This is a genomic window from Aeromonas sp. s9 (assembly GCF_040907765.1).
GTDB classification, from domain to species: Bacteria; Pseudomonadota; Gammaproteobacteria; order Enterobacterales; family Aeromonadaceae; genus Aeromonas; species Aeromonas caviae.
Genome location: NZ_JBFOCK010000048.1, coordinates 107,979 through 128,853 on the forward strand (window position 1 = coordinate 107,979; position 20,875 = coordinate 128,853).

A 20,875-nucleotide genomic window follows, 5' to 3' on the forward strand; every position below is an offset into this window, starting at 1 on the left:
ACTGCACTCTCTTCCCATTTATGCCTCATCATGCATAAAAAAAGCCGTGACAGCGAAAACACTATCACGGCTCATTAGACTAACGAATCAATACCGAGAAGAGCCTTACAGCGGCAGGCGTTCGGTCATGTCATACAAGGTATGGCTACGGCTGAGCATCTGCCCCCCATCTCTTGTCAGAGGAACCCATCCAATTGTTCCCTTGGATGTTGTGGGACGAATCAACATCAAGTCAAAGGGAATCGTGATGTAGATACCTTTGGTAAAACTGCCTTCCCCATACTCTTCGGCCGACACATCCGTCAAGGTTGCGTATGCCCCCATCACAATCCCGGAGTCAAAGCGCTTGGAGAAATCAAACGTGGCCCCCAGGTCACCAGCCAGATAACGCCCGACAGCTACCTTGGCAGTGACATTGTCCATGAAAGGCAACTGCCAATAGCCAGTCAAGTGACCCGTAGCAACGTCGTAATCAGCCATCTTCAGGGTGTTGTTCCAATCACGCTGCTTGACCCAGTTGGTATCCAGACCCAGAGCCCATGACTGACCGAAAGGACGATAAAGCACCTCTCCCCCGACACCGGCGTACATCATTTCCAGATAGCCGCCGTATGCCTGGCCGTACCACTCCTGACCAAATTGCTCCATATGTGTTAACTGGAGGTTGTTCAGCAGAATATTGGAAGAGTCGACATACTCTCTCACCCAAGTGCGTACTCTCGGTAACGCATCCGTGTCGGCAGGTGGTGTTTTGTAATTAAATTTGTCGTAATTGTTCGCAATATTGAAGAACAACGTACCCTGTAACCAATCCTTATCGGAAAGACGCAGCTCACTGTTGGCATTAATGCCTATCTGATACATATAAAATGATTCAGGACCACCAAAAGATTGCGTCAGGGCCGGGTCAAATGAATAAGAGAACCACTCTGGTTCAGATTGGTAACGGAGCGTTCCCTGAACAGGAGCAGGTACTTTTTGATGCTCTTCTACCACTGCCTCCTGCCCAAGAACCTGGGGCTGGTTCGCCTTTCGCACAGAGTCGAGATCAATCACCGTCTCTTGCAACTGGAAATCTCGCTGGCGCTCAATGACTCTCAACTCTTCGACAGTGTCAGGCAGATGATTAATCGCAACCAGAGCAGTACGATCGATCGCTTCTTGCTGGTCCCTATATTTGTGCTGTTGACCCAGCAAGGTTACAGTGGACTGGTCACTATAAAGTGATGCTGTATTCCAACCAGCATTGCTTTCAAACTGTCCGGCCATGACAGGCCAATCAACGTGTGACGAGTCTATCGGGGCCTTTTCAGCGGTATACACAGGGCGAGGCTCATCTAAATGATTCTGACGTAAATCATTAAAGTTGGTCCGAAGAGTAACACCCCACATCAGAGTATTTCCCCTCTGATAACTAAGATGAGTGTCCATGTAATCAAAAAGACGATAAACAGCACCTATATTGATAGGAGATGAATGATCAATCTTCCCGGCAAATTCATTGCTGTAATCATTGCCATCATATTCCAGCTTCAGGCGAAGTGGCTGCCAAGGTGTCTGGTATTCAACCCCCCCAAACAAGGCAGCATTACCGTGGAACATATTTTTTGTTTCAAATTTGCCACCACCGCTGGAATAACCATTATCTCGTGAACACCAATCATTTTTCCACTCGCAAAAAGGATTGGTAATGTTCCCGCTCTCCCCCATATTTCCCCAGCCCATACCAAGGGTGAAATCAAACGGGCCAACACGCTTGCTGCCGACAATGTACTCACTGTCAAACAGCCCCGTCCCCATCAGGTCACGAAAACCCAGAGAGAGATTCGGGATCCAGGTAGACTCTTCCAGCAACCTGACTTTGACATCCATGCCCTTGTCTTTGTAAGTCTGGTCACCACTGAATCCGGAGTTTGCACTATAAAGGCGAGTTCTTACGTCGGTATAACGCAAAGTGGCTTCAAGCCAGTCGAACGGCTGCACTGACATAGACCAGCGACGGTACTGATCATCATCAACATAATTGGCACTGAATTCACCCGTCTTGGCCATTCTGGCGGTTGGCATTTGCAGCAAGCCAACGCCGCCGAAGTCACTTTGTGATGGACCCAACGGCTCAAAAATGTCGGCATCAGCGTGTGTTGCAAAGGATACCAGCAGGGCAATCAGTGAGAGTCTTGGATAGGTCATTTGGGCATCCGATTCGCTAACAACGTCAACATGCGTGTATTCAAGTCTGTATATTGCTCAGGCAGCACACTCGGAGCAAAACCGACAAACAGAGTGGCGCCAGGCATGGCTTCAACATGGCGTTCATTCCAGATGGCAACGGGGATCCACTCAGATTTGCCACTGGGGGAAATCAGATACGCGCCGGTGTCATCACTTCCGGACAAGCGATCCAGCTTTTTCCAGTACTCTCTCAGCCCTGCCGCAGGCAAAACCGGGGCCTCGCCAGGGCGACCAATCAAGCCGGCCAGATAGATTTGCGAACGGCGAGGGGCAAGATACAGCTGATAGTCCCCCTGCAATACGGGGTTGGCACCTGATGGCACCAGGCTGATATCCGGATCCACAGGCAATTCGAAACGCCCTGTCAAATGCAACTGCTGTAACTGTTGATTCAACTGTAAAGCGGCATGGGCGAGCTCAGCTTCATCATGCTGCTGCCAGTACGTTGCCAGCAATCTGAGATCCTTCAGCACGGCTTGCTGTTGATACTCAATGTCTTTTTGGCGCGCAGGAGTAGAAATATGAGCGACAGGCCAATAATTATCGTACTGAGAGACTGCCGAGTTTAACAACGCGTCACTCAACAGCATGGACTGGGGATGAGTCATTGTTGCTGTCGGTTGACCTTGCCACCAAACAGACACGGACACTTCTGCCATAACGGGGGCAGCCCCCAAGGTTGCGAGCAATAAGCTATATATTATTTTCATGATGAATAGGGCTTAAGGAATGTCATTTCGATCATTGGCAAGGAAGGGCCTAATTGCTGCTGGAATTTACGAACTTGACCTGTCTGCTCATCGATCCAGAAATGATTCAGCCATCGCTCTTCATTCGGGGCGGTAACGACATGCTCTTCTACAATCGTCGTTTTATAGGGGCGGTCCATAATATTCAGAACCTCATTCCCCATCTGCGTGTAATGCATACTCAAGGGATAGCCACTGGTGTATTTTTTCGACCACTCAGCGACACTATACCACACCATCGAGGGTGTCTTGTCTAACCGGGAAGTCTTCAGCGGATCCTTATCCAGACTGCCCAGATAGCGCAAATCATTTGGCAAACCCACCGTTTTAATCAAGCGCCCATGCTGGGTCACAAACATCACACCATCGGCGCTCATCCATGACATGCGCGAACCATTGACATATGCCAGTACAACCAACGCCTGGGGGAGATCGCCCACCTTGATATAGGCACTCGCATAGGGTAGCGCTCTCAGCTCGGATGAGGTCAGTACAATATCATCAGGCTTGTTGAACACATAACCCAGAGTCTCGATCGTCTGATGGGTCGAGGTGCTGCAGCCAGCCAATAACAATGTGGCTGACCATGCCAATAATCGAGAGGGGAAATAAGATAAATACTGTGCCACGCGCAATACACCATCCATGAGGGATAAGAAGAAAACAAGGCTGCTCAAACAGAGCAGCCTTGTTGAATATTATCGGGTTGAGGTGGTAGTGCTGGTGTTGTTGTTGCGGTTGTTGGATTCAGATACCGCAACCACAGTAACCAGCGCAGCAGCAGCCCCAATTGCAATGGTAGTACCAGCCACACCGGCAGCAGCGCCGCTGGCACCCGCACCTGCAGCACCGCCAGCTTCTTCGGCAGCCATGGCATTAGCAGAAACAGCCAGCAGGGCGGCCAAAACAAACGCAGTCTTCTTCATGTTATCTTCCTTTTTGTTGACACAGCTAAAACATAATACTGAGAAGGTTAACGCTCTCAGTCTTATCTAGTATTACTCAAAGGAGGCATCAATTGAACCTTCAATTTCGCCTCCCTGAATATTACCAATCCCTTATCTATCATCTGCAGCCGGATCAGGCTTTGGTTTTATCACCATAGCTATATTGATAATATCCGTAATTACCGTAATAACTGCTGGCTTTCTTTTCTACCGCGTTGAGCAGAATACCCTTGATAGCCACACCATTTTGCTCGAAGCGACGAATCGCCACTTCCACCTCTTTCACAGCCGTCTTGGCAAAACGAGCCACCAACAAAGACGCCCCGACATGCTGGCCGACGATGGCCGCATCGGTGACCGCCAGGATCGGCGGGGAGTCGACGATGACAAAGTCGTAATGTTCTGCGGCCCAATCCAGCAGCGCTTTGAAGCGAGGATGCATCAGCAATTCTGAGGGGTTAGGTGGCACTGCGCCACGACAGACAAAATCGAGCCCATCAAAGCCAGTCTTGCTGATCACCTGCATCATCTCACTTTGACCCGCCAGATAGGCGCTCAAACCAGCCCCCATCTCTTGCCCCATGACTTTCTGCATATAGCCCTTGCGCAAGTCCGCATCGATGACCAGTACCTTCTTGCCACCCATGGCCAAGGTGGCAGCAAAGTTGGTCGACACGAAGGTTTTACCGAGACCAGGACCAGGGCCCGAGATCATTACGATGTTGTTTTTGGCCTCCATCATGGCGAAATGCAGGCTGGTACGCAGACTGCGCAGCGACTCCATTGCCAGATCGGCCGGATTACGGGCGGCCAGCAAGGCTTCATTGAGTGGCATCGCCTGGCGCCGCTTTTTCTTCTGTTGCTGTTCTATCTTGGCCTGATCTTCTGAATAGGGAATAGTGGCGTAGACGGACAGCCCCATCTCTTCCAACTGTTCGGGGCTCTCGACACCGCGGTGGAATGCAGCGCGCACCAGGATAAGGCCCACTGACAACATGCCTCCAAGCAGCGTCGCCAGCACCACGATCAGCGGCTTCTTGGGCTTGACAGCCCGGGTTTCGACTGCCGCATCATCGATGATACGCACATTGCCGATGGTCCCCGCCTTCATGATATTGAGCTCTTGCTGCTTGTTGAGCAGTTGGACGAAGATCTCCTGGCCCACTTGCACATCACGGGTCAATCGCAAGATGTCCTGCTGGGTTTTCGGCAAGCGCTTGATCGACTTGTTGATGTTGTTCTTGGTGTTGATCAGAGTCTGGCGCTTCTCCATCAAGGCGATATAGGCCGGATGCTGACGGGTATAGAGCTGTTGCAGCTCGGCTTCACGGAAGGTCAACTCATTGAGCTGTTTCTCAATCCCGACCATGGTGTCCAGTGCCGCTTTCGCTTCGAGCGACAGATCAACCGACTCGTTCTGTTGACGATACGTATTGAGCAGCTCTTCCGAACGGTTCAAGTCATCTTTGACCTGGGGCAGATGGGTCTGCAGGAAATCCAGGCTCTTCTGGGCTTCTTCAGTCTTGCGCAGCACGTTCTGCTGGAGATAGTTCTGGCTGATGTTATCGAGCACAGCGCGAATGCGCCCCTTGTCTTCGCCTTCCAGCGCCAGGGAGATGATCCCGGTATTCTTGCCCTTCTCGCTGACCTGAAGATCCCGCTGCAGCTCGCCAATCACATCCAGCAACGGCTGCTTGACCAGGGTAAATTCCTGGCCATCTTGTGCGGCAACGTCTGCGACAAGCAGGGTCACATCCTCTTTTTCCAGCAGCTTGCCCACCTGTCCTTCCAGCACCCGACCTTCCACCTCCAGGGTAAAACGGTTTTCTCCGGTCAAGGTCAAGGTGAAGGGGGTGCCAATCAGCTCGGGTGCCACCTCAAAACGACTAATCGCCATCTTGGGATAGGGCTGACCCATCAGGCGAGACACACCACGCCCAACCAGTGGGAAGAAATCGGGGGTCACCACGGTATCAAGATGGAGCTCTTGCACTGTGCTGCCAAGCACCATGCGCGAGGTCAAGAGTTCTATCTCGGCGGCGGCATCAGCCTGTTCGCCACCCAGCATATCGGCCATGTCACCGAGAAGAGCGGTGCCGCTGGCCTTTTTCTCCACTTGCAGCAGGGCATTGGCCTTGAAGACAGGTGTTGCCAACAAGGCGTAAGCAACACCCATCACCATAAAGAAGCCGGTGATACTCACAATCCACCAACGGCCATCGATCAGGTAGCCCAGCAGGCGTCCCAGATCGATCTCATCGTTCTCCACCGCGGCACTGTTTTGCCGGGACGAAACAGAAGAAGTCGTCATTACACAGAGTCCATTTTTATTGTCAGATAAACCCGAACACAGACACAGGCTGTGGTTACAGTTTTTTCACCCAGCCATCGGCGCCACGCACCAGCAACTGATAAACGTGCTCGTAGGCTTCCCGGCTGAGGCGATAGGGATCTGGCACCTCGCACTCCCCCAGCCAGTGGCCAAAGAGCATGGTCTTGCCGCGGGCGCCAGGATCAATGGCGGTCACGGCGGAAATATGCCCTTTCTCCATGACAAGGATGAGATCGGCCTCCTGGCACAACGCGCGGTTAAGCTGACGCGCAACATGCCCTTCCAGCGAGACCCCATGTTGCTGGGCTACTTCGCTAGCGACCTGATCGGCAGGCTTGTCGACCAGGGCGCTCACTCCGGCAGAACGGATATCACGGCCGGGCAAACGCTCCCGCAGCAGACGCTCACCCGTCGGGGAACGACATATATTGCCCACACACACGACGAGAATTTTCTCAAACATATTACTGTCACTCTTTCATCTTCAACTCGATGCCAAGGGCCCCGAGTCAATATCCATTGAGCGTTACCAGTTGCGAACCCGCAACATACCTTCCGTCAACTCGTTAAAGCCATTGATGGAGGGAACCAACTGACTCAACACGCGGTTCCAGCGCGTCACAGGTGCGGTTGTCACATACACAACGTCATAGGGTTGCAACGCAAACTCCGTCCCCATCACCAGCGCAGTGGCGTCACTCAAATCAAGTTGATAGATGGCGGCTTTCTGCTGTGACTTGCCTGCCGGGCGCAATACGAAAATCCCTGTGGCATTGGCAGCATTCTGGTTCAACCCCTCGGCACTGCTCAGGGCTTCCGTCAGGCTCATTCCCTCACGACCAATGGTCAAGGTTGAAGCCTTGTTGACTTCCCCCATGACAAACACTTTCTGGGCATCATTGCGCGGCACATAGAGCATGTCGCCATCGCGCATCAGCTGGTTGTGAGAGAGGTCGCCATACTGCAAGAGATCCTGCAGCGACAGCGGGTATTCCTTGCCCTGGCGAGTCAGGACCACATGGTGCCAATCTGCCGTCGGGCTCAAGCCCCCGGCCAGATTGAAGGCATCGAGCAGCGTCATCGGCACATTGGTGATGGGCTGCGCGCCAGGTTTGGCTACTTCGCCGGAGATGTAGACCTTCTGGGAGCGGAAAGCGGCAATGCTGACATCGACCTGTGGGCTTTCAATAAACTGAGCCAACCGCTTGGCAATATCCACACGGATTTCAGATACCGTTTTTCCCACCACGGCGACCTTGCCGATATAGGGGTAGAAGATGGAGCCATCCGCATGTACCCAGTTACCCGCCTCGCTCGCGCTGCGGTAGGAGCCAGCAGGAATGGTCAACTCCGGGTGATCCCACACCGTCACATTGAGGATGTCGCCAACCCCGATACGGTACTCATAACTGCTGATCTGGCGATTGAGCTCAGGGTTGGCCTTGCCCACCACAGGCGCCTTGCGTAACTCGCTGACCAGTGCTGGCGTCACCGGGTAGACATCGGCCAGTTGATCAACATCAACCGTTCCGGTAGCCACCTCGGTCTTGCCGCTGGTTGAAAGATTGGTACCCGGCACCACAGTACATGCACTGAGCAGAGCCACGGCCGACAACAGAGGGATGAGCTGAATCCTTTTCACTTCCACACCTTATTTAGCTTGCCATCAAAAACTGACTGGAAAAAAACGCAGTATGATAGCGGAGTTCAGGGAAAATCATGAGGAATATTTACCAAGAAAAACGGATAGATCGTCTGAAGACACAAGGCATCAAGCACGAAGTAACCACATGCATAACATGCCCATCAACAACCCCCAACCCAATCGCTTCCTATATCGGGTCATGACCCTGCCAGGTTCAGTGGCAGGGTCCCATGATGAAAACATGATGGACGATCCGATATGAGCGACGGATGATGCTTGATAAACGCGCCATGACAGACTGCCCCAAAGGGCAGCCTGTGTCAGGGATTAATCACTACCAAACAGATCGCGGGTATATACCTTGTCCATGACATCACTCAGCTCATCGACCATGCGGTTTGCCAGAATCACATCGCAGCTTGCTTTAAATTCGGCAAGATCAGTCATTACCCGGGAATGGAAGAATTCGGATTCTGTCAGACTAGGTTCATAGACCACCAGTTCAATGCCTTTGGCCTTGATCCGTTTCATGACCCCTTGAATGGCAGACGCACGGAAATTGTCCGACCCCGCTTTCATCACCAGTCGATAAACACCGACACGGGATGGATTTTTACGGATCACCGAATCGGCAATGAAATCCTTGCGTGTGGTATTGGAGTCCACAATGGCACGGATCAGGTTATTGGGAACATTGTTGTAGTTCGCCAACAACTGCTTGGTGTCTTTTGGCAGGCAATAGCCACCATAACCAAAGGAGGGGTTGTTGTAATGGCTGCCAATACGTGGGTCGAGGCCGATGCCATCAATCACCTGCCGACTGTCCAGCCCGTGCAGTTGGGCATAGGTATCGAGCTCGTTGAAAAATGCCACTCGCATGGCCAGATAGGTATTGGCAAACAGCTTGATCGCCTCGGCTTCTGTGCTGTCGGTAAACAACACAGGCACATCTTTCTTGATCGCCCCTTCCAATAGCAAATTAGCGAACACGTGAGCCCGCTCGGACCGTTCACCTACCACAATGCGAGACGGGTGCAGGTTGTCGTAAAGGGCGCGACCTTCACGCAAAAACTCTGGTGAGAAAATAAGATTGTCACATCCCAACTCTTCACGCAGCCTAGCAGTAAAACCGACCGGAATGGTGGATTTTATCACCATCACTGCATCGGAATTAATAGCCATCACATCCTTCACCACAGACTCCACCGTGCTGGTATTGAAGTAGTTGGTTTCGGGATCATAATCTGTTGGCGTTGCAATAATAACGAAGTCTGCCCCTTGATAAGCCTCTTCTTTATTAAGGGTGGCACGCAGATTCAGATCTTGGCTGGCAAGATAGCTTTCAATCTCTTTATCTACGATAGGGGAGCGGCGCTGATTGATCAGCTCAACCTTGTTGGCAATCACATCGACGGCCACCACTTCATGGTGTTGCGCAAGTAAAACAGCATTTGATAAACCGACATATCCCGTGCCAGCTATAGCAATTTTCACAATAAACCCCACGTATTACCATAAGTAGAAATTGGTAAAAAAGATTATGAGTCACTACAAAGTCGCACGATTAAAATGAAACTATTGTACATAGCCTTTAAATACCCCTGTCATACTTCTCTTAAAGCCAATCTTCTTGCACAATAAACATGCAATAAAATAACGAATGACATAAGATACATAAATATATTATCAAATAAGTAATTCGTACAAGCTAAAAAAAGAACCATCGGGAACGTTAACCCTACTAAATTGATATAGAATGAGACAAGCAATACTATTGTAACAAAAAAGAACACCCCATTATCGAATAACATTTGCAAATATGCGTTGTGCAAAACCCTACCAAAAAGAGCTACTGAATTACCAGACCCATAACCTGCCAAAAAATAAGTGTAATCATGACTAAAAATATCAAATATAGATATTTGTGCCTTTATTCTCATTAATAGTGAGTTTATTTTAAATGAAACCATATTTGTTTCATAATCTGGTAGCAGCTGAATATCTAAAGTATGATATGTTATAAATAAAAATGTTGGATAGAAAAAAGCAAGAATCAGGTAAGTATAATTTAATTTAGTATGGTAACACCTAAAGTAATTAATATTTCCATTCTTTACTTTCAGATATAACATCAACATACACATTGATGTCACCGCCGTAAATGACTGAGATAAAAAAATCATGAAAACCACAAAGCTCGTAACAAATAGATAGCTTCGTGCCTTTAGAACTTTTTCGAAGAATAAAAACCATAAAATTACGACGCACACAAGAGCAAAATAATTTGCATCATAAAAATAACCACTAAATCGTGGAATTCCATATAACCCACTTGCGGAACCGATAAGGAAAAAATAAAAAAAACCCAAAATTAATGAAGATGTAATAAATGATACAGCTACATCCCTAACATTAAATCTGCAACGTTCTAGATTTAGATTAAAAATAAATGGAAAAAAAACAAGAATAACTTTAAGCCACTTTCCGAGCGCTTGCCACATTGTGGCATTATTCATACTAGACAGTAAAGTGAATACCATAATTAAAATTGCAAAGAGATAAAAAAATATTATTTTCCTTTCATTTAAAACCAACCGCCCGGAAAGAAACAAAATAATGAAAGATAAAAAAATAAGCACAACATTAATATTTAGCGATCCCAGTACTGTCATACTAGAGAGAAAAGAGCTAGTTAAGGCTGATAAGCCGATATCATTTTTAAAAACAAATACCATCATAAATAAAAATGATAAAATACCAAAAGAAACTATTAAATAGTCCATGTTTAATCTACGCTAATTATATGTATGATTTTATCCAAAAGCATTGAGGCTTTATATTTAGAGATATCAAAAAACGAATCAGAATGAAATTCGAGTGGCATCAACACATTCTTTTGGTCTTCAACACTTATATAATCAATTCGATATTTACAAGATATGCTTTTATTGGTTGTAAATACTCGCTTTCCTGTCGCAATTGACTGGTATATTTTGGCAGGACTTACTGTCTCCATAAAGCGAGTGTTTTTATATGGCAGTATAATAAATTCACCTGAAGCTATCAATGTAACAAGATGATTCATATCTGCTGTTGCTTGAGTGTAATGTATATTTTTATGCTCATATTTTAACCTTTGATTGGTTATCATAAGAATTCTGAGTTCATCATCAGCTAGAGAATAAATAATCTCATCATCAATATTCTCATGAATGCTACCGAAATAGACAAAATCATACTTAAATTGACTATTTGTATTTACGGTTGCGGAATAAAAAACGTCAGGAACAGGAGGTGGAACAATAAAAAAACGGCACCCGCACTCCACTTCGTTAAGTATACTTAAAGTATCGTAGTCAGATATATTAACAATTTTTCCAGTATAGTTAGCATCAGCAGCTAATCTAGAAATAACGATTTCATTATCACAGAATACAAAGTCAGCTTTTTTTGATAGCTCTATTTCATATTCTCTATGCCTTCCATGATAAGATTGTTGGAGTGAGTCATGAACACAATAATAAATTAACTTTCTGTATTTCTCGAAATGATACTTAAGTGCCATTGATGGAGTAAATGTTATAGCAGATCGCTCACTTAGCCCACCCTCAACTTGATAAGTTACATAAAATGAATTTAATAAATCCATTGCCATGTTTAAAGATGGGAAATTATTTATCTTAATAACATTTGGCAAATCATTTCTCAGAGATACCACGCAGTTATTATTCACCTTTCGCTCTGCCGCCCTCCGATATGAAAACCATCTTTTGAAAATTTTAATAGACGGCATATTCATATAGAATCTATGGTAAAACTTGGCATTCAAGCCCCTACCGCTCAATTCATTGAAAAGCATTTGATTGACATGTTGATAACCAGAATAATCTATGTCACTATAAATATCAAAACTCATGAACACTTCCCTTCATTTATTTTTTCAATAAGTGCTAACCATAAGTCATCGACATAACTCATTTCGGTTTCTTTTGCTTTTCTTAGTGCAGCCTGTGAGAACATACTGTATGTTGTTTCATTATCAGTAATTCTCTTGATTGCTGAGATAAATGAACTATTATCACCATATTTTACTGCATATCCATTTACACCATCATCAACTATCCATCTAAATGAGGGGTATGTGTCAAAACCAACTATTGGTAACCCTTGTGAGCGAGCTTCAATCAAGGTCTGGCCAAAACCTTCAAATGTTGACGTTATAAGGAACACAGCATACTCAGAAAGTATTTTCTTTACGTCAGTAGCAGCACCTAAGTATCTAATACGCGTTGAATTTTTTATTCGTTCCTTCAGCTGTAATACTTCAATGATTTCACCATCTCCATATATATCTAACGAGTAATTATCACCCAACTCTTCAACTATAGATATCATAGTGGAAAAATTTTTCTGCTTTTCTTCTATTCTTGCTATAGTAACCAGTTTTTTTCTTTCAGTTACTATGTTATCAGTTTTCTTTCTACAGATAGTATCGAGACGGCACCCTCTCGGGATGATATTTATCTGTTCAGATATATCATGATACAAGTCTATAAGATTGCTCTTATCACTCTCTGTGTACACAGTATATGCATATATTTTACGTTTAAATAATAGCATCCCGAGTCTTGCGGCTGGTGATGCAAAGACTCTGTCAAAACTGTTTGTTTGTACAACAATTGCTTTTATTTTTCTAAACAGAAATGGAACAGATAATAGTGCAGCAGGTGAGTATACTATTATCACATCAGGTCTCATTTTCATGAGATATAGAAAAAGATTAATCTTTCTTGCTATCTTCGAAAAGAACTTAACAGAACCGTCATTTAACAAAAATCTCTTGTTCTCGTATTCATCACTACGATGAGCTTCACCATAAACGTCGCTATAAACCTCAATAAAATCATGCTTTTTAAATATTCGGTGAAACTGTCTTATTAAGACTTCAACGCCACCAACCCCAGTAGATTTGTATCCGTGATATGATAATATTTTCAAAATTAACCTCACAACCTTTTACGATAATACATGACTCTGCTTCTAAATAAAGTCATAAATACAATAAAGTACGCAGAAGCCCCTAGGATTACAACTCCAAAAAGCTCAATCATTGAATGTAATACCGGATAATAGGTTTTTATTACAGCGATCCCCCCCCCCATAAAGAGTGATGAAATTATCGATGGAAAAATCGTGCAAAACAGCTGCTTAAAATTAGACTTTAGTATATCCAGCAAAAAATAAAATACAAAAACAAAATTAATGACATTAGCAATGAAATAACACATAACAAAAGTGGAAACCGAAAAATTTGCACCAATCAGAAACGATGTCAAAAACAATAAAGCCCCAACAATTCCCATTTGACGCATTTTTCTTGCATACCCTAATGCCATAAAAGCAACACCTGTTGTTGTTACAACAGACTGCAAATAGCCGATGGGGGCAAGCCATATTAACAACGGTGATACAGCCATCCAAGACTCACCAAAAAAATAATAAACGACTTCATCTTTTAAAATAAACAATCCCATCATCATGGGTGCAGTTATTGCAGAGATAATAAATACAACATCAAAAAATAATCTTTGACATTCATTAATATCACCTTGATTTCTGCTCATTTTAGGAAACAATGTCCTCGTAAATATCACAGAAAGACTTTGTAACGGAAAAAGCATTAACCTATATGCAAGGCTATATTCACCCAATGTTGTTGGTGAAAAGCACTTCCCAACGATTAAATTATCAAAATTTCTGGATATATAATTTACAATATTAAAGGCAGTAACATTACCAGTAAATGAAACGACCTCTTTAAAATGAGAATATGAAAAACTAATGGATGGTTTCCATGGGCTAATAAATATTAATAGAATTGATGAAATCAGTGATATAGAAACCACTTGAGCGACAAGGCTATACACACCCACATTATTTACTGCAAGTATTAAAGCAATAAAAAAACTAATCACATATGAAAAAACTTCTATCTTTGCTACTAACTCGAATTTAGACTCTCTTTCTAGCAGAGCTTGCTGTACACAGGTAATGCTAGCAATTGGAAAACTTAACGCTAGGGCAATAAGGACATAGATAATCTCTTTTACTTCATAAACATAAGAAATTATAGGTGAAAGCAATGACACAAAAATAAAGCACCCAGTACCAACACTTAAGCTAACTACAAAAAGAGTATTATTTAGCTCTTCATTGATGTTCTTTTTCTGAATGATTGCAGAGGATATTCCTATATCCCTGATCACAAGAGCAAAGTTCGTTATTGCTGTTGCAATAGCCATAATACCATATTCACTGACTGATATATATTTAGTCAAGATAATCAAGCTAGCAACTTGAGTAATAACTTTTATAGATTGCGACAACCCGACCCATTTTATCGAAGATAATTCAATCATATTTATTTCGCATACGTCTCTTTATGGTCAACATCTCAGGAAAGAATGAGATCAATGTTATTTTGATCCTTTTGAGATGACATGGCAATCTAAATGAATCGCGAATAAAACGCATTCTAAGAGAAAAAGGAATAAATGATGGATATATCAGTGACGCTGTATTAACAGCTCCTCCCAGCAAATCCTGAATATAATAGGAGAATTCTTTCTTCCCACCAGATATAGCATCAGCATTTAATTCTTTCAGCAATTCAAGATAGCATGTCATATAGCCATTCATATGTTCAATCGTCTTATCTTTTGTCATTATCGAACCAGGCCTTAATCTCCTAATAAAGAAAGCATCTTTTACACTAAAGACACGCTGTGCTTCCTTAATTAAGGCTAAAGTTGTAAACAAATTATCCTCATGGAGAGTATCTGGTAAAAAACGTAAATTCTCATATACTTCCCTACGAGCAATATAACAGCATGGTGATACTATATACTTCCTCTCGGTTATTGAACGTTTAAAGAACTCTAAGCCTGTAACAACGTCTCTAGTAACAGGTCTTTCGTACAGGAAATCCCCTTTAACACTATTCTGACTTACCTGATATAATACTGCAGCCTCAAAAAATAACATATCTAGATTTTTTTTACTCATTAGACTAACACAAGATTCTAACGCCGTTGGATCAAGCAAGTCATCACTATCAAAAAAATATATGTATTCCCCAGATGATGCATCTATTCCTACATTCCTTGCAATTGAAACACCACTATTTTCTTGGTTTATTAACTTTACAGATTTAAAGCTAGACATATACCTGTTTATAATATCAGCACTATTATCTGTAGATCCATCGTTGACAAATATAACTTCATAGTTTTTATATGATTGATTCAATATACTTACAATCGTTTCTTCAAGAAAATCTTCAACATTATATACAGGAACAATAATACTAACTAAAAAATCATGCATAAGTGCGACCGCCTCGAAGGTAATCATATATTTTGCCAACAAAATATGGCGGCAGCAGTCTAGCTATACTACGCACGAAGCACACATTAAATGCATTAAATGCTGGTTGATTCAAATACTTAATTTTATGCCGCATTAATAAAAATTCACTTCTGACATACCTTAAACCAAGGCGCCTCTTAACCATATCTTGACCAACTCGAGCTTTCACTAAAGAAATGTCAAGATTCTCACAAATATAGTCTTTTGCTATTAACCTTATCCATAGGTTATAATCCTCCATGAAATGATGGTCTCTATAACCGCCTACAGCTTCAATCATGTCACGTTTAAACATTACGCTCATATGATTAAATGGATTTCTGTACAACGCAACTTTCTTGATTGTGTAAAAGTCTAATGGAACTTTTTTAGATGCTGTAGTTTCACCATCAAACTCTGTCACATATCCCCCAAGAAGCGATAAATTCTTATTCTCAAAAAATCTATCTAACTGTATTTTAAATCTATATTTTTCACATATATCATCTGTATCCATTCTAGCAATTAGATTATGTTTACAGTGCTGAATACCAATATTAAGTGCCTTGCCAAGCCCCACATTCTCAGCCAATCTAACAATATTAATTGGTAGTTTTTCTTGCCATTTACTAATGACTAGCTCCAAACATTCCCCAACAGGACCATCAAACACAATAACTATATCATCAGGAGTTACCGTTTGTTCATATAAGCTGTTAAGGCAAAGTTCTAAATACTCTGCCTTCTCCTTAAAATAAAGAGACATTAACACTGAGAATTTCATTTTCACCGCCCCATCCCAAACAGCACAGTCTTGACAGTCAACAGCAGGATCTTGATATCCAACATCAGGCTTTGATGCTTGATATAGAAGATATCGTATTTATGCTTCCACACGGCATCTTCAATAGATGCGCCGTAGGGGTATTTGACCTGGGCCAGACCGGTAATGCCGGGCTTGACCGCATGGCGGAAACGATAATATGGAATGACCGTTTCCAACTCTTTGATAAACACTTCCCTTTCTGGTCTCGGACCAACTAGTGACATTTCACTTTTAAAGACGTTGATCAGTTGTGGCAATTCATCAATACGGGTCTTGCGAATGAAGCGGCCAACACGAGTGACTCGGGCGTCATTCTTGCTTGCCCATTGAGCGCCATTTTTTTCGGCATCGTTTCGCATAGAGCGGAATTTGATGACGTCGAATTCCTGGTTGAACTGGCCAACCCGGGCTTGACGATAAAAGATGGGGCCTGGTGATTCTAGTTTGATGGCCAGTGCAGCCAACAGACCGATGGGGATGGCAACCAGACTGAGCGTAATGGCAGAGACCAGATCCAGCGCACGCTTGACAATGCGATTGGATGGACGGGAGAGGATGGAGAAAGATTTCATGTGCAGGAAGTAGCCGCTGTGCAGCAACTCCACTTCAGTGCGGCCGAAACGACGGTCCAGATAACTGACCAACGGCTCAACGTAAGCACCATATTTGGTGGCCAACACCAGCATTGCGGCCAGTTCATCGGGGAGGTCACCACTCTTGTAATGCACAAGGGTTTTGCCTTTTAGCTGGGACATGTCCGTCACATTGAAATGCAACGTGAACGGATAATCGACTAACACACGCTCAATAAGAGCCTTGTCACTATCACTACAATACACATAAAGCTCATCACTTTTCATGTGAACTCGCTTCAGCTCACGTATGAGATGACCAATATCTTGTGAGTGAATCTTCTCTGTCAATTTTTCATTCGCTGCGTTCCATAATGCAGCACTGCTGTTGATTTTATTATCCATTTCCCTTTACTCTCTAATTTTAATATTCCGGAAGGCAAATATTTTAATTATTGTGTATGCCTACCAAGCAACCTCATGTGAGCAGTTATTTCGTTATTGCACGTGATCTAAGTATCTGAATGATAATAATGTATTGCAAAAACACATTTTTTGTGCATTCATTCAAATATATGTGTCAAACAGGTGCCTAACCTAAAGCGGCTCTGACAATCTACCGCCGCTCAAGTGCCAGACTAGTCGGCTATAAAAACAATATTGTCATTAAAGGATGGCGCAGAGCATTGAAAAAAGTTAGCTACCGCCCCTGAGTTACAGCTCCCAGTTCGCTCGCAGTCTATATATTGTTTAGTTTGCCAAAGATTTATGACCGTTCTGATCCTGCACACCTTTGCAAACAAGACAGCGAGACGCTCGTTATGCTTACTTTATGGTTATAACCATGATCATGTTGAGCCTATTAAGCGCAAGAAGATACAAGATTAATTTTGAATCGGCGGGCGTGATTCTACCTATGGTTTGCTCAAAAGGGTAGCCAATCTGGTCTAATCAGTTTTTGATCGACCAAAAAACAACCAATTAGCATTGCCGAATAAACTTTTACCCCCCATATCAGGAGGGATCACAACAAATTCATTGACATAGAAATACCACTCAATTATGGGCCTCAAAAGACATCCATGGCTCTCTTCTATATCTTCCCACTCATTTTGTGCTGATTTTTCTCCCTCGAAATGGGGGCTATCCCTGCCACAGACATTAAAAAAGGAGGCCTGGGCCTCCTTGAGTCATGAATACATCCTATTAGTGGATGCTTTTTGACCTTTTATTGCGTACCGTATTACTACGATGCCCACCCCCAGCATTCCGCCAAGTAACGTGGCCAACACGACCACCAGAGGACGCTTGGGCTTGTCACGAGACAAAGGCTCGCTCGGAGATGCCTGGTATGCAAAGGACTGGAAGGGTAGCGCTTCCAGCTTGATGGCCTGCAGACTGCTCAACTGCAAACGCAGGTCACTGATATTGGGGTTCATGAACTCAGGATTTTTGATCTCCTTGAGTACCTTGAGTTTCTCTGCCAACGCTCTGGCCCCCAGATCGATGGCAAAGCTGTCTTGATTTTGCAGATTTTGCACCGGGGTCTCGATGCCGGCAGCCTGGCTGATACGCAAGCTGTATTCCGTCCTCAGAATGTCATCTTGCAACTGTTTGAGGGTATCTGCCCGGGCGCTTTCATACTGGCTCTGCAGGGTTTTAATCCGGTTCTGCCAGATGGTATTTAGCTCCTTGCCCTTGGCATTTATCTCTTGTTGCTGGATAAAGGCAATGTACTTCTCCAGACGGGACTTTGCTTCGTCTGCAGACTCTGCCGCAAAGGAGAGGGTAACTTCCTCGCTCAGCTTGTCTGGGCTTCGGGCATCAATCCCTTCGGTCAGCTTCTTGAGCAGCAGGCGCTTACCCCTTTCATCCGTTATATCGTTCTTCGTCGCTTCCGCATCCAGATAGCCTTGCGCCATCAGGAATTGGCGTTTGTTATTGAAGCTGTTGAAATTATTAACAAAATCATCATAGATAGCCTTCTTTTCAAAAGAAGAAAAGGCGTTTGCCGGCACCAGCGCATTCATGAGCTGATTGATGTTGAGTTCCAGGGATTCGACTTCCTTGAGCGTAGGTTTCTTGATCTCTGCCTGGCTGATCCACACCTGAGGAGCCAACAGCGCATAAGCAATACCTGCCACGGCAAACAGACCAGCCACGCAGAGAACCTGCAGTTTGCTGCGCCAAAGCTCCAGTAGCAGTGCTCTCACATCGATGTAGTGGCTAGGACGGGACGAAACCCAGCCTTGAGGGAAGTCTGCGTTGGAAGGAGTCAGGGTCGGTTCTTGATTACTCATATTGTTACACTTCTCTGATTGGAAACTGGGTAGGCAAGCCCACGGCAAAAGAGGGTCTGCAAGCCTGGTCAGGCTGAACATTCTTGCCACGATATCCATCGCGGCCGGTTTTCACATCCGCTGGCTGCCAGCCTTGGTTGATAGCCGATGGCATCCCCAACCATGGCTGAGGAATCAAACCTATTATCATGCAGCATCAGCTTCGTTGGCAGGCTTGTCGCTGGCTTCGCGATCACGAGGATATGCCACTCCGTGGCACCAAATCCCTCCTGATTGCCAAGACGAGACTGCAGGCAGAAGGTCATCGACACACAAAATGACACCATTGTTGTGTACTTCTAGCAATGTGGCCAAGACAGCGAGCACAGACTCGCGGGTTGTCTTGAACAAGCATTTTGCCGGTTCAGATGCTTGATTGGATGACGCCACATCGCAAGATTCATCGAATAGCCGAGCCATGCCTGCACGCGCGATAACATCACCTGCATGACACTGTGCCAGGAGCATTATCGGGACAGGATCATGGCGTTGAATCTTCCCATCGCTGCGATTGCCAATGTCACTTGATCACCAACGGCAGACTGGCATGTCACGAGTGGACGCTTGACGACGTTAGTGATGATGATCACTGCCTACTTGTGCAAGGCGGTGACATAATCCCCCACCCTTGCATGAGGGAACACCAGCGTTCTGGCTAGTCGCAGCCAAATAGATCACGGGTATACACCTTGTCAGCCACATCGTTCAATTCACTGGCCATACGATTGGAGAGGATCACATCGGAGAGTTGTTTGAACGCTTCCAGATCGGCCATCACCCGGGAGTTGAAGAAGGTCTGTTCCTTGAGCGCAGGTTCAAACACCACCACCTCTATTCCTTTGGCCTTGATCCGCTTCATTACCCCCTGAATGGCCGAGGCTCTGAAATTGTCTGAGCCCGACTTCATGATCAGTCGATAGACACCGACCACCCTGGGATCGCGACGAATGATGGAATCAGCAATGAAGTCCTTACGGGTAGTGTTTGCATCTACGATAGCCCGCACCAGATTGTTTGGCACATCATCATAGTTGGCCAACAATTGCTTGGTGTCCTTGGGTAGACAATAGCCACCATACCCGAAAGAGGGGTTGTTGTAGTGGCAGCCAATACGTGGATCCAGCCCCACACCTTCAATAATCTGGCGGCTGTCGAGACCATGGGTCTGCGCGTAGGTATCCAGCTCGTTGAAATAAGCAACCCGCATGGCGAGATAGGTATTGGCAAACAACTTGATCGCCTCCGCCTCCGTGCTGTCGGTCAACAACAGCGGCACATCCTGCCTGATGGCCCCTTCCTGCAAAAGGACGGCGAAACGCTCGGCACGCTCGGAACGTTCCCCTACGATGATGCGCGAGGGATGCAGATTGTCATAAAGCGCCCTTCCCTCTCTCAAGAATTCGGGTGAAAAGATGACATTATTGCAGCCCAGCTTGTCCCTTATCGTCTTGGTATAACCCACAGGGACTGTGGATTTGATCACCATGACGGCAGTCGGGTTGATGATCATCACATCCCGGATCACCGTCTCAACAGAATGGGTGTTGAAATAGTGGGTATCCGCATCGTAGTCGGTCGGTGTCGCAATGATGACAAAATCCGCGCCTTGATAAGCTTGGTGCTTATCCAACGTCGCTGTCAGGTTAAGGGCCTTATGGGCAAGATAGTGCTCAAGTTCACTGTCTGCGATGGGCGATTTGCCTTGATTGATAAGCTCAACTTTTTCAGCCACCAGATCGAGAGCAACCACTTCGTTGTGCTGGGCAAGCAGCACGGCATTGGACAGACCGACATAGCCGGTTCCCGCTACGGCAATTTTCACCATG

General features: G+C 45.1%; 17 protein-coding genes. All 17 read right to left on the reverse strand.

The window, feature by feature from the left end; all coding sequences use genetic code 11:
• Positions 1-105: 105 nt before the first annotated feature.
• Entirely contained in the window at positions 106-2,190 is a 2,085-nt protein-coding gene (locus tag AB5Y54_RS10040; RefSeq protein ID WP_069785278.1) for a YjbH domain-containing protein, read from the reverse strand.
• The gene (locus AB5Y54_RS10045) at positions 2,187-2,942 is read right to left on the reverse strand and encodes a capsule biosynthesis GfcC family protein (RefSeq protein ID WP_368153593.1); all 756 of its coding nucleotides are present in this window, start codon (positions 2,940-2,942) and stop codon (positions 2,187-2,189) included. The genes AB5Y54_RS10040 and AB5Y54_RS10045 overlap by 4 nt, the downstream gene beginning before the upstream one ends.
• Positions 2,939-3,658 carry a YjbF family lipoprotein gene (locus AB5Y54_RS10050; protein WP_279977233.1) on the reverse strand — a complete coding sequence of 240 codons (720 nt, stop codon included), beginning with the start codon at positions 3,656-3,658 and terminating at the stop codon, positions 2,939-2,941. Before AB5Y54_RS10050 ends, AB5Y54_RS10045 begins: the two co-directional genes overlap by 4 nt.
• Positions 3,659-3,679: 21 nt before the next feature.
• Entirely contained in the window at positions 3,680-3,907 is a 228-nt protein-coding gene (locus AB5Y54_RS10055) for a hypothetical protein (protein WP_113725121.1), read from the reverse strand.
• Between the two features lie 154 nt (positions 3,908-4,061).
• Positions 4,062-6,239 (reverse strand): polysaccharide biosynthesis tyrosine autokinase, encoded by a 2,178-nt coding sequence (locus AB5Y54_RS10060; protein ID WP_368153598.1) that lies wholly within the window; start codon positions 6,237-6,239, stop codon positions 4,062-4,064.
• Between the two features lie 55 nt (positions 6,240-6,294).
• A complete protein-coding gene (locus AB5Y54_RS10065; protein WP_043156573.1) occupies positions 6,295-6,723 on the reverse strand; it encodes a protein-tyrosine-phosphatase in 429 nt (142 codons plus the stop codon).
• Between the two features lie 63 nt (positions 6,724-6,786).
• Positions 6,787-7,902 carry a polysaccharide export protein gene (locus AB5Y54_RS10070; RefSeq protein WP_103859176.1) on the reverse strand — a complete coding sequence of 372 codons (1,116 nt, stop codon included), beginning with the start codon at positions 7,900-7,902 and terminating at the stop codon, positions 6,787-6,789.
• A gap of 330 nt (positions 7,903-8,232) precedes the next feature.
• Positions 8,233-9,399 (reverse strand): nucleotide sugar dehydrogenase, encoded by a 1,167-nt coding sequence (locus AB5Y54_RS10075; RefSeq protein ID WP_368153602.1) that lies wholly within the window; start codon positions 9,397-9,399, stop codon positions 8,233-8,235.
• Between the two features lie 110 nt (positions 9,400-9,509).
• A complete protein-coding gene (locus tag AB5Y54_RS10080; RefSeq protein ID WP_368153604.1) occupies positions 9,510-10,688 on the reverse strand; it encodes a hypothetical protein in 1,179 nt (392 codons plus the stop codon).
• 2 nt (positions 10,689-10,690) lie between these two features.
• A complete protein-coding gene (locus AB5Y54_RS10085) occupies positions 10,691-11,821 on the reverse strand; it encodes a hypothetical protein (protein ID WP_319882818.1) in 1,131 nt (376 codons plus the stop codon).
• The gene (locus tag AB5Y54_RS10090) at positions 11,818-12,903 is read right to left on the reverse strand and encodes a glycosyltransferase (RefSeq protein ID WP_368153607.1); all 1,086 of its coding nucleotides are present in this window, start codon (positions 12,901-12,903) and stop codon (positions 11,818-11,820) included. The genes AB5Y54_RS10085 and AB5Y54_RS10090 overlap by 4 nt, the downstream gene beginning before the upstream one ends.
• An 8-nt stretch (positions 12,904-12,911) precedes the next feature.
• Positions 12,912-14,324, reverse strand: coding sequence for a lipopolysaccharide biosynthesis protein (locus AB5Y54_RS10095; RefSeq protein ID WP_368153610.1), 1,413 nt, complete (start codon positions 14,322-14,324; stop codon positions 12,912-12,914).
• A complete protein-coding gene (locus AB5Y54_RS10100) occupies positions 14,317-15,318 on the reverse strand; it encodes a glycosyltransferase (protein ID WP_368153613.1) in 1,002 nt (333 codons plus the stop codon). The genes AB5Y54_RS10095 and AB5Y54_RS10100 overlap by 8 nt, the downstream gene beginning before the upstream one ends.
• A complete protein-coding gene (locus AB5Y54_RS10105; protein ID WP_368153670.1) occupies positions 15,284-16,096 on the reverse strand; it encodes a glycosyltransferase in 813 nt (270 codons plus the stop codon). The genes AB5Y54_RS10100 and AB5Y54_RS10105 overlap by 35 nt, the downstream gene beginning before the upstream one ends.
• A gap of 2 nt (positions 16,097-16,098) precedes the next feature.
• Positions 16,099-17,115, reverse strand: coding sequence for an exopolysaccharide biosynthesis polyprenyl glycosylphosphotransferase (locus AB5Y54_RS10110; RefSeq protein WP_319882822.1), 1,017 nt, complete (start codon positions 17,113-17,115; stop codon positions 16,099-16,101).
• Between the two features lie 785 nt (positions 17,116-17,900).
• Complete coding sequence (locus AB5Y54_RS10115) at positions 17,901-19,010, reverse strand: LPS O-antigen chain length determinant protein WzzB (protein ID WP_337971543.1); 1,110 nt, start codon at positions 19,008-19,010, stop codon at positions 17,901-17,903.
• 694 nt (positions 19,011-19,704) lie between these two features.
• A complete protein-coding gene (locus AB5Y54_RS10120; protein ID WP_368153672.1) occupies positions 19,705-20,871 on the reverse strand; it encodes a nucleotide sugar dehydrogenase in 1,167 nt (388 codons plus the stop codon).
• Positions 20,872-20,875: the final 4 nt, after the last annotated feature.

Excerpts from the sequence above, each read along its gene's own strand:
- AB5Y54_RS10080 (WP_368153604.1), bottom strand. The coding sequence starts at position 10,688 with ATGGACTATTTAATAGTTTCTTTTGGTATTTTATCATTTTTATTTATG.
- AB5Y54_RS10065 (WP_043156573.1), bottom strand. The coding sequence starts at position 6,723 with ATGTTTGAGAAAATTCTCGTCGTGTGTGTGGGCAATATATGTCGTTCC.
- AB5Y54_RS10055 (WP_113725121.1), bottom strand. The coding sequence starts at position 3,907 with ATGAAGAAGACTGCGTTTGTTTTGGCCGCCCTGCTGGCTGTTTCTGCT.
- AB5Y54_RS10105 (WP_368153670.1), bottom strand. The coding sequence starts at position 16,096 with ATGAAATTCTCAGTGTTAATGTCTCTTTATTTTAAGGAGAAGGCAGAG.
- AB5Y54_RS10060 (WP_368153598.1), bottom strand. The coding sequence starts at position 6,239 with ATGACGACTTCTTCTGTTTCGTCCCGGCAAAACAGTGCCGCGGTGGAG.
- AB5Y54_RS10110 (WP_319882822.1), bottom strand. The coding sequence starts at position 17,115 with ATGGATAATAAAATCAACAGCAGTGCTGCATTATGGAACGCAGCGAAT.
- AB5Y54_RS10115 (WP_337971543.1), bottom strand. The coding sequence starts at position 19,010 with ATGAGTAATCAAGAACCGACCCTGACTCCTTCCAACGCAGACTTCCCT.
- AB5Y54_RS10045 (WP_368153593.1), bottom strand. The coding sequence starts at position 2,942 with ATGAAAATAATATATAGCTTATTGCTCGCAACCTTGGGGGCTGCCCCC.
- AB5Y54_RS10085 (WP_319882818.1), bottom strand. The coding sequence starts at position 11,821 with ATGAGTTTTGATATTTATAGTGACATAGATTATTCTGGTTATCAACAT.
- AB5Y54_RS10095 (WP_368153610.1), bottom strand. The coding sequence starts at position 14,324 with ATGATTGAATTATCTTCGATAAAATGGGTCGGGTTGTCGCAATCTATA.
- AB5Y54_RS10100 (WP_368153613.1), bottom strand. The coding sequence starts at position 15,318 with ATGATTACCTTCGAGGCGGTCGCACTTATGCATGATTTTTTAGTTAGT.
- AB5Y54_RS10040 (WP_069785278.1), bottom strand. The coding sequence starts at position 2,190 with ATGACCTATCCAAGACTCTCACTGATTGCCCTGCTGGTATCCTTTGCA.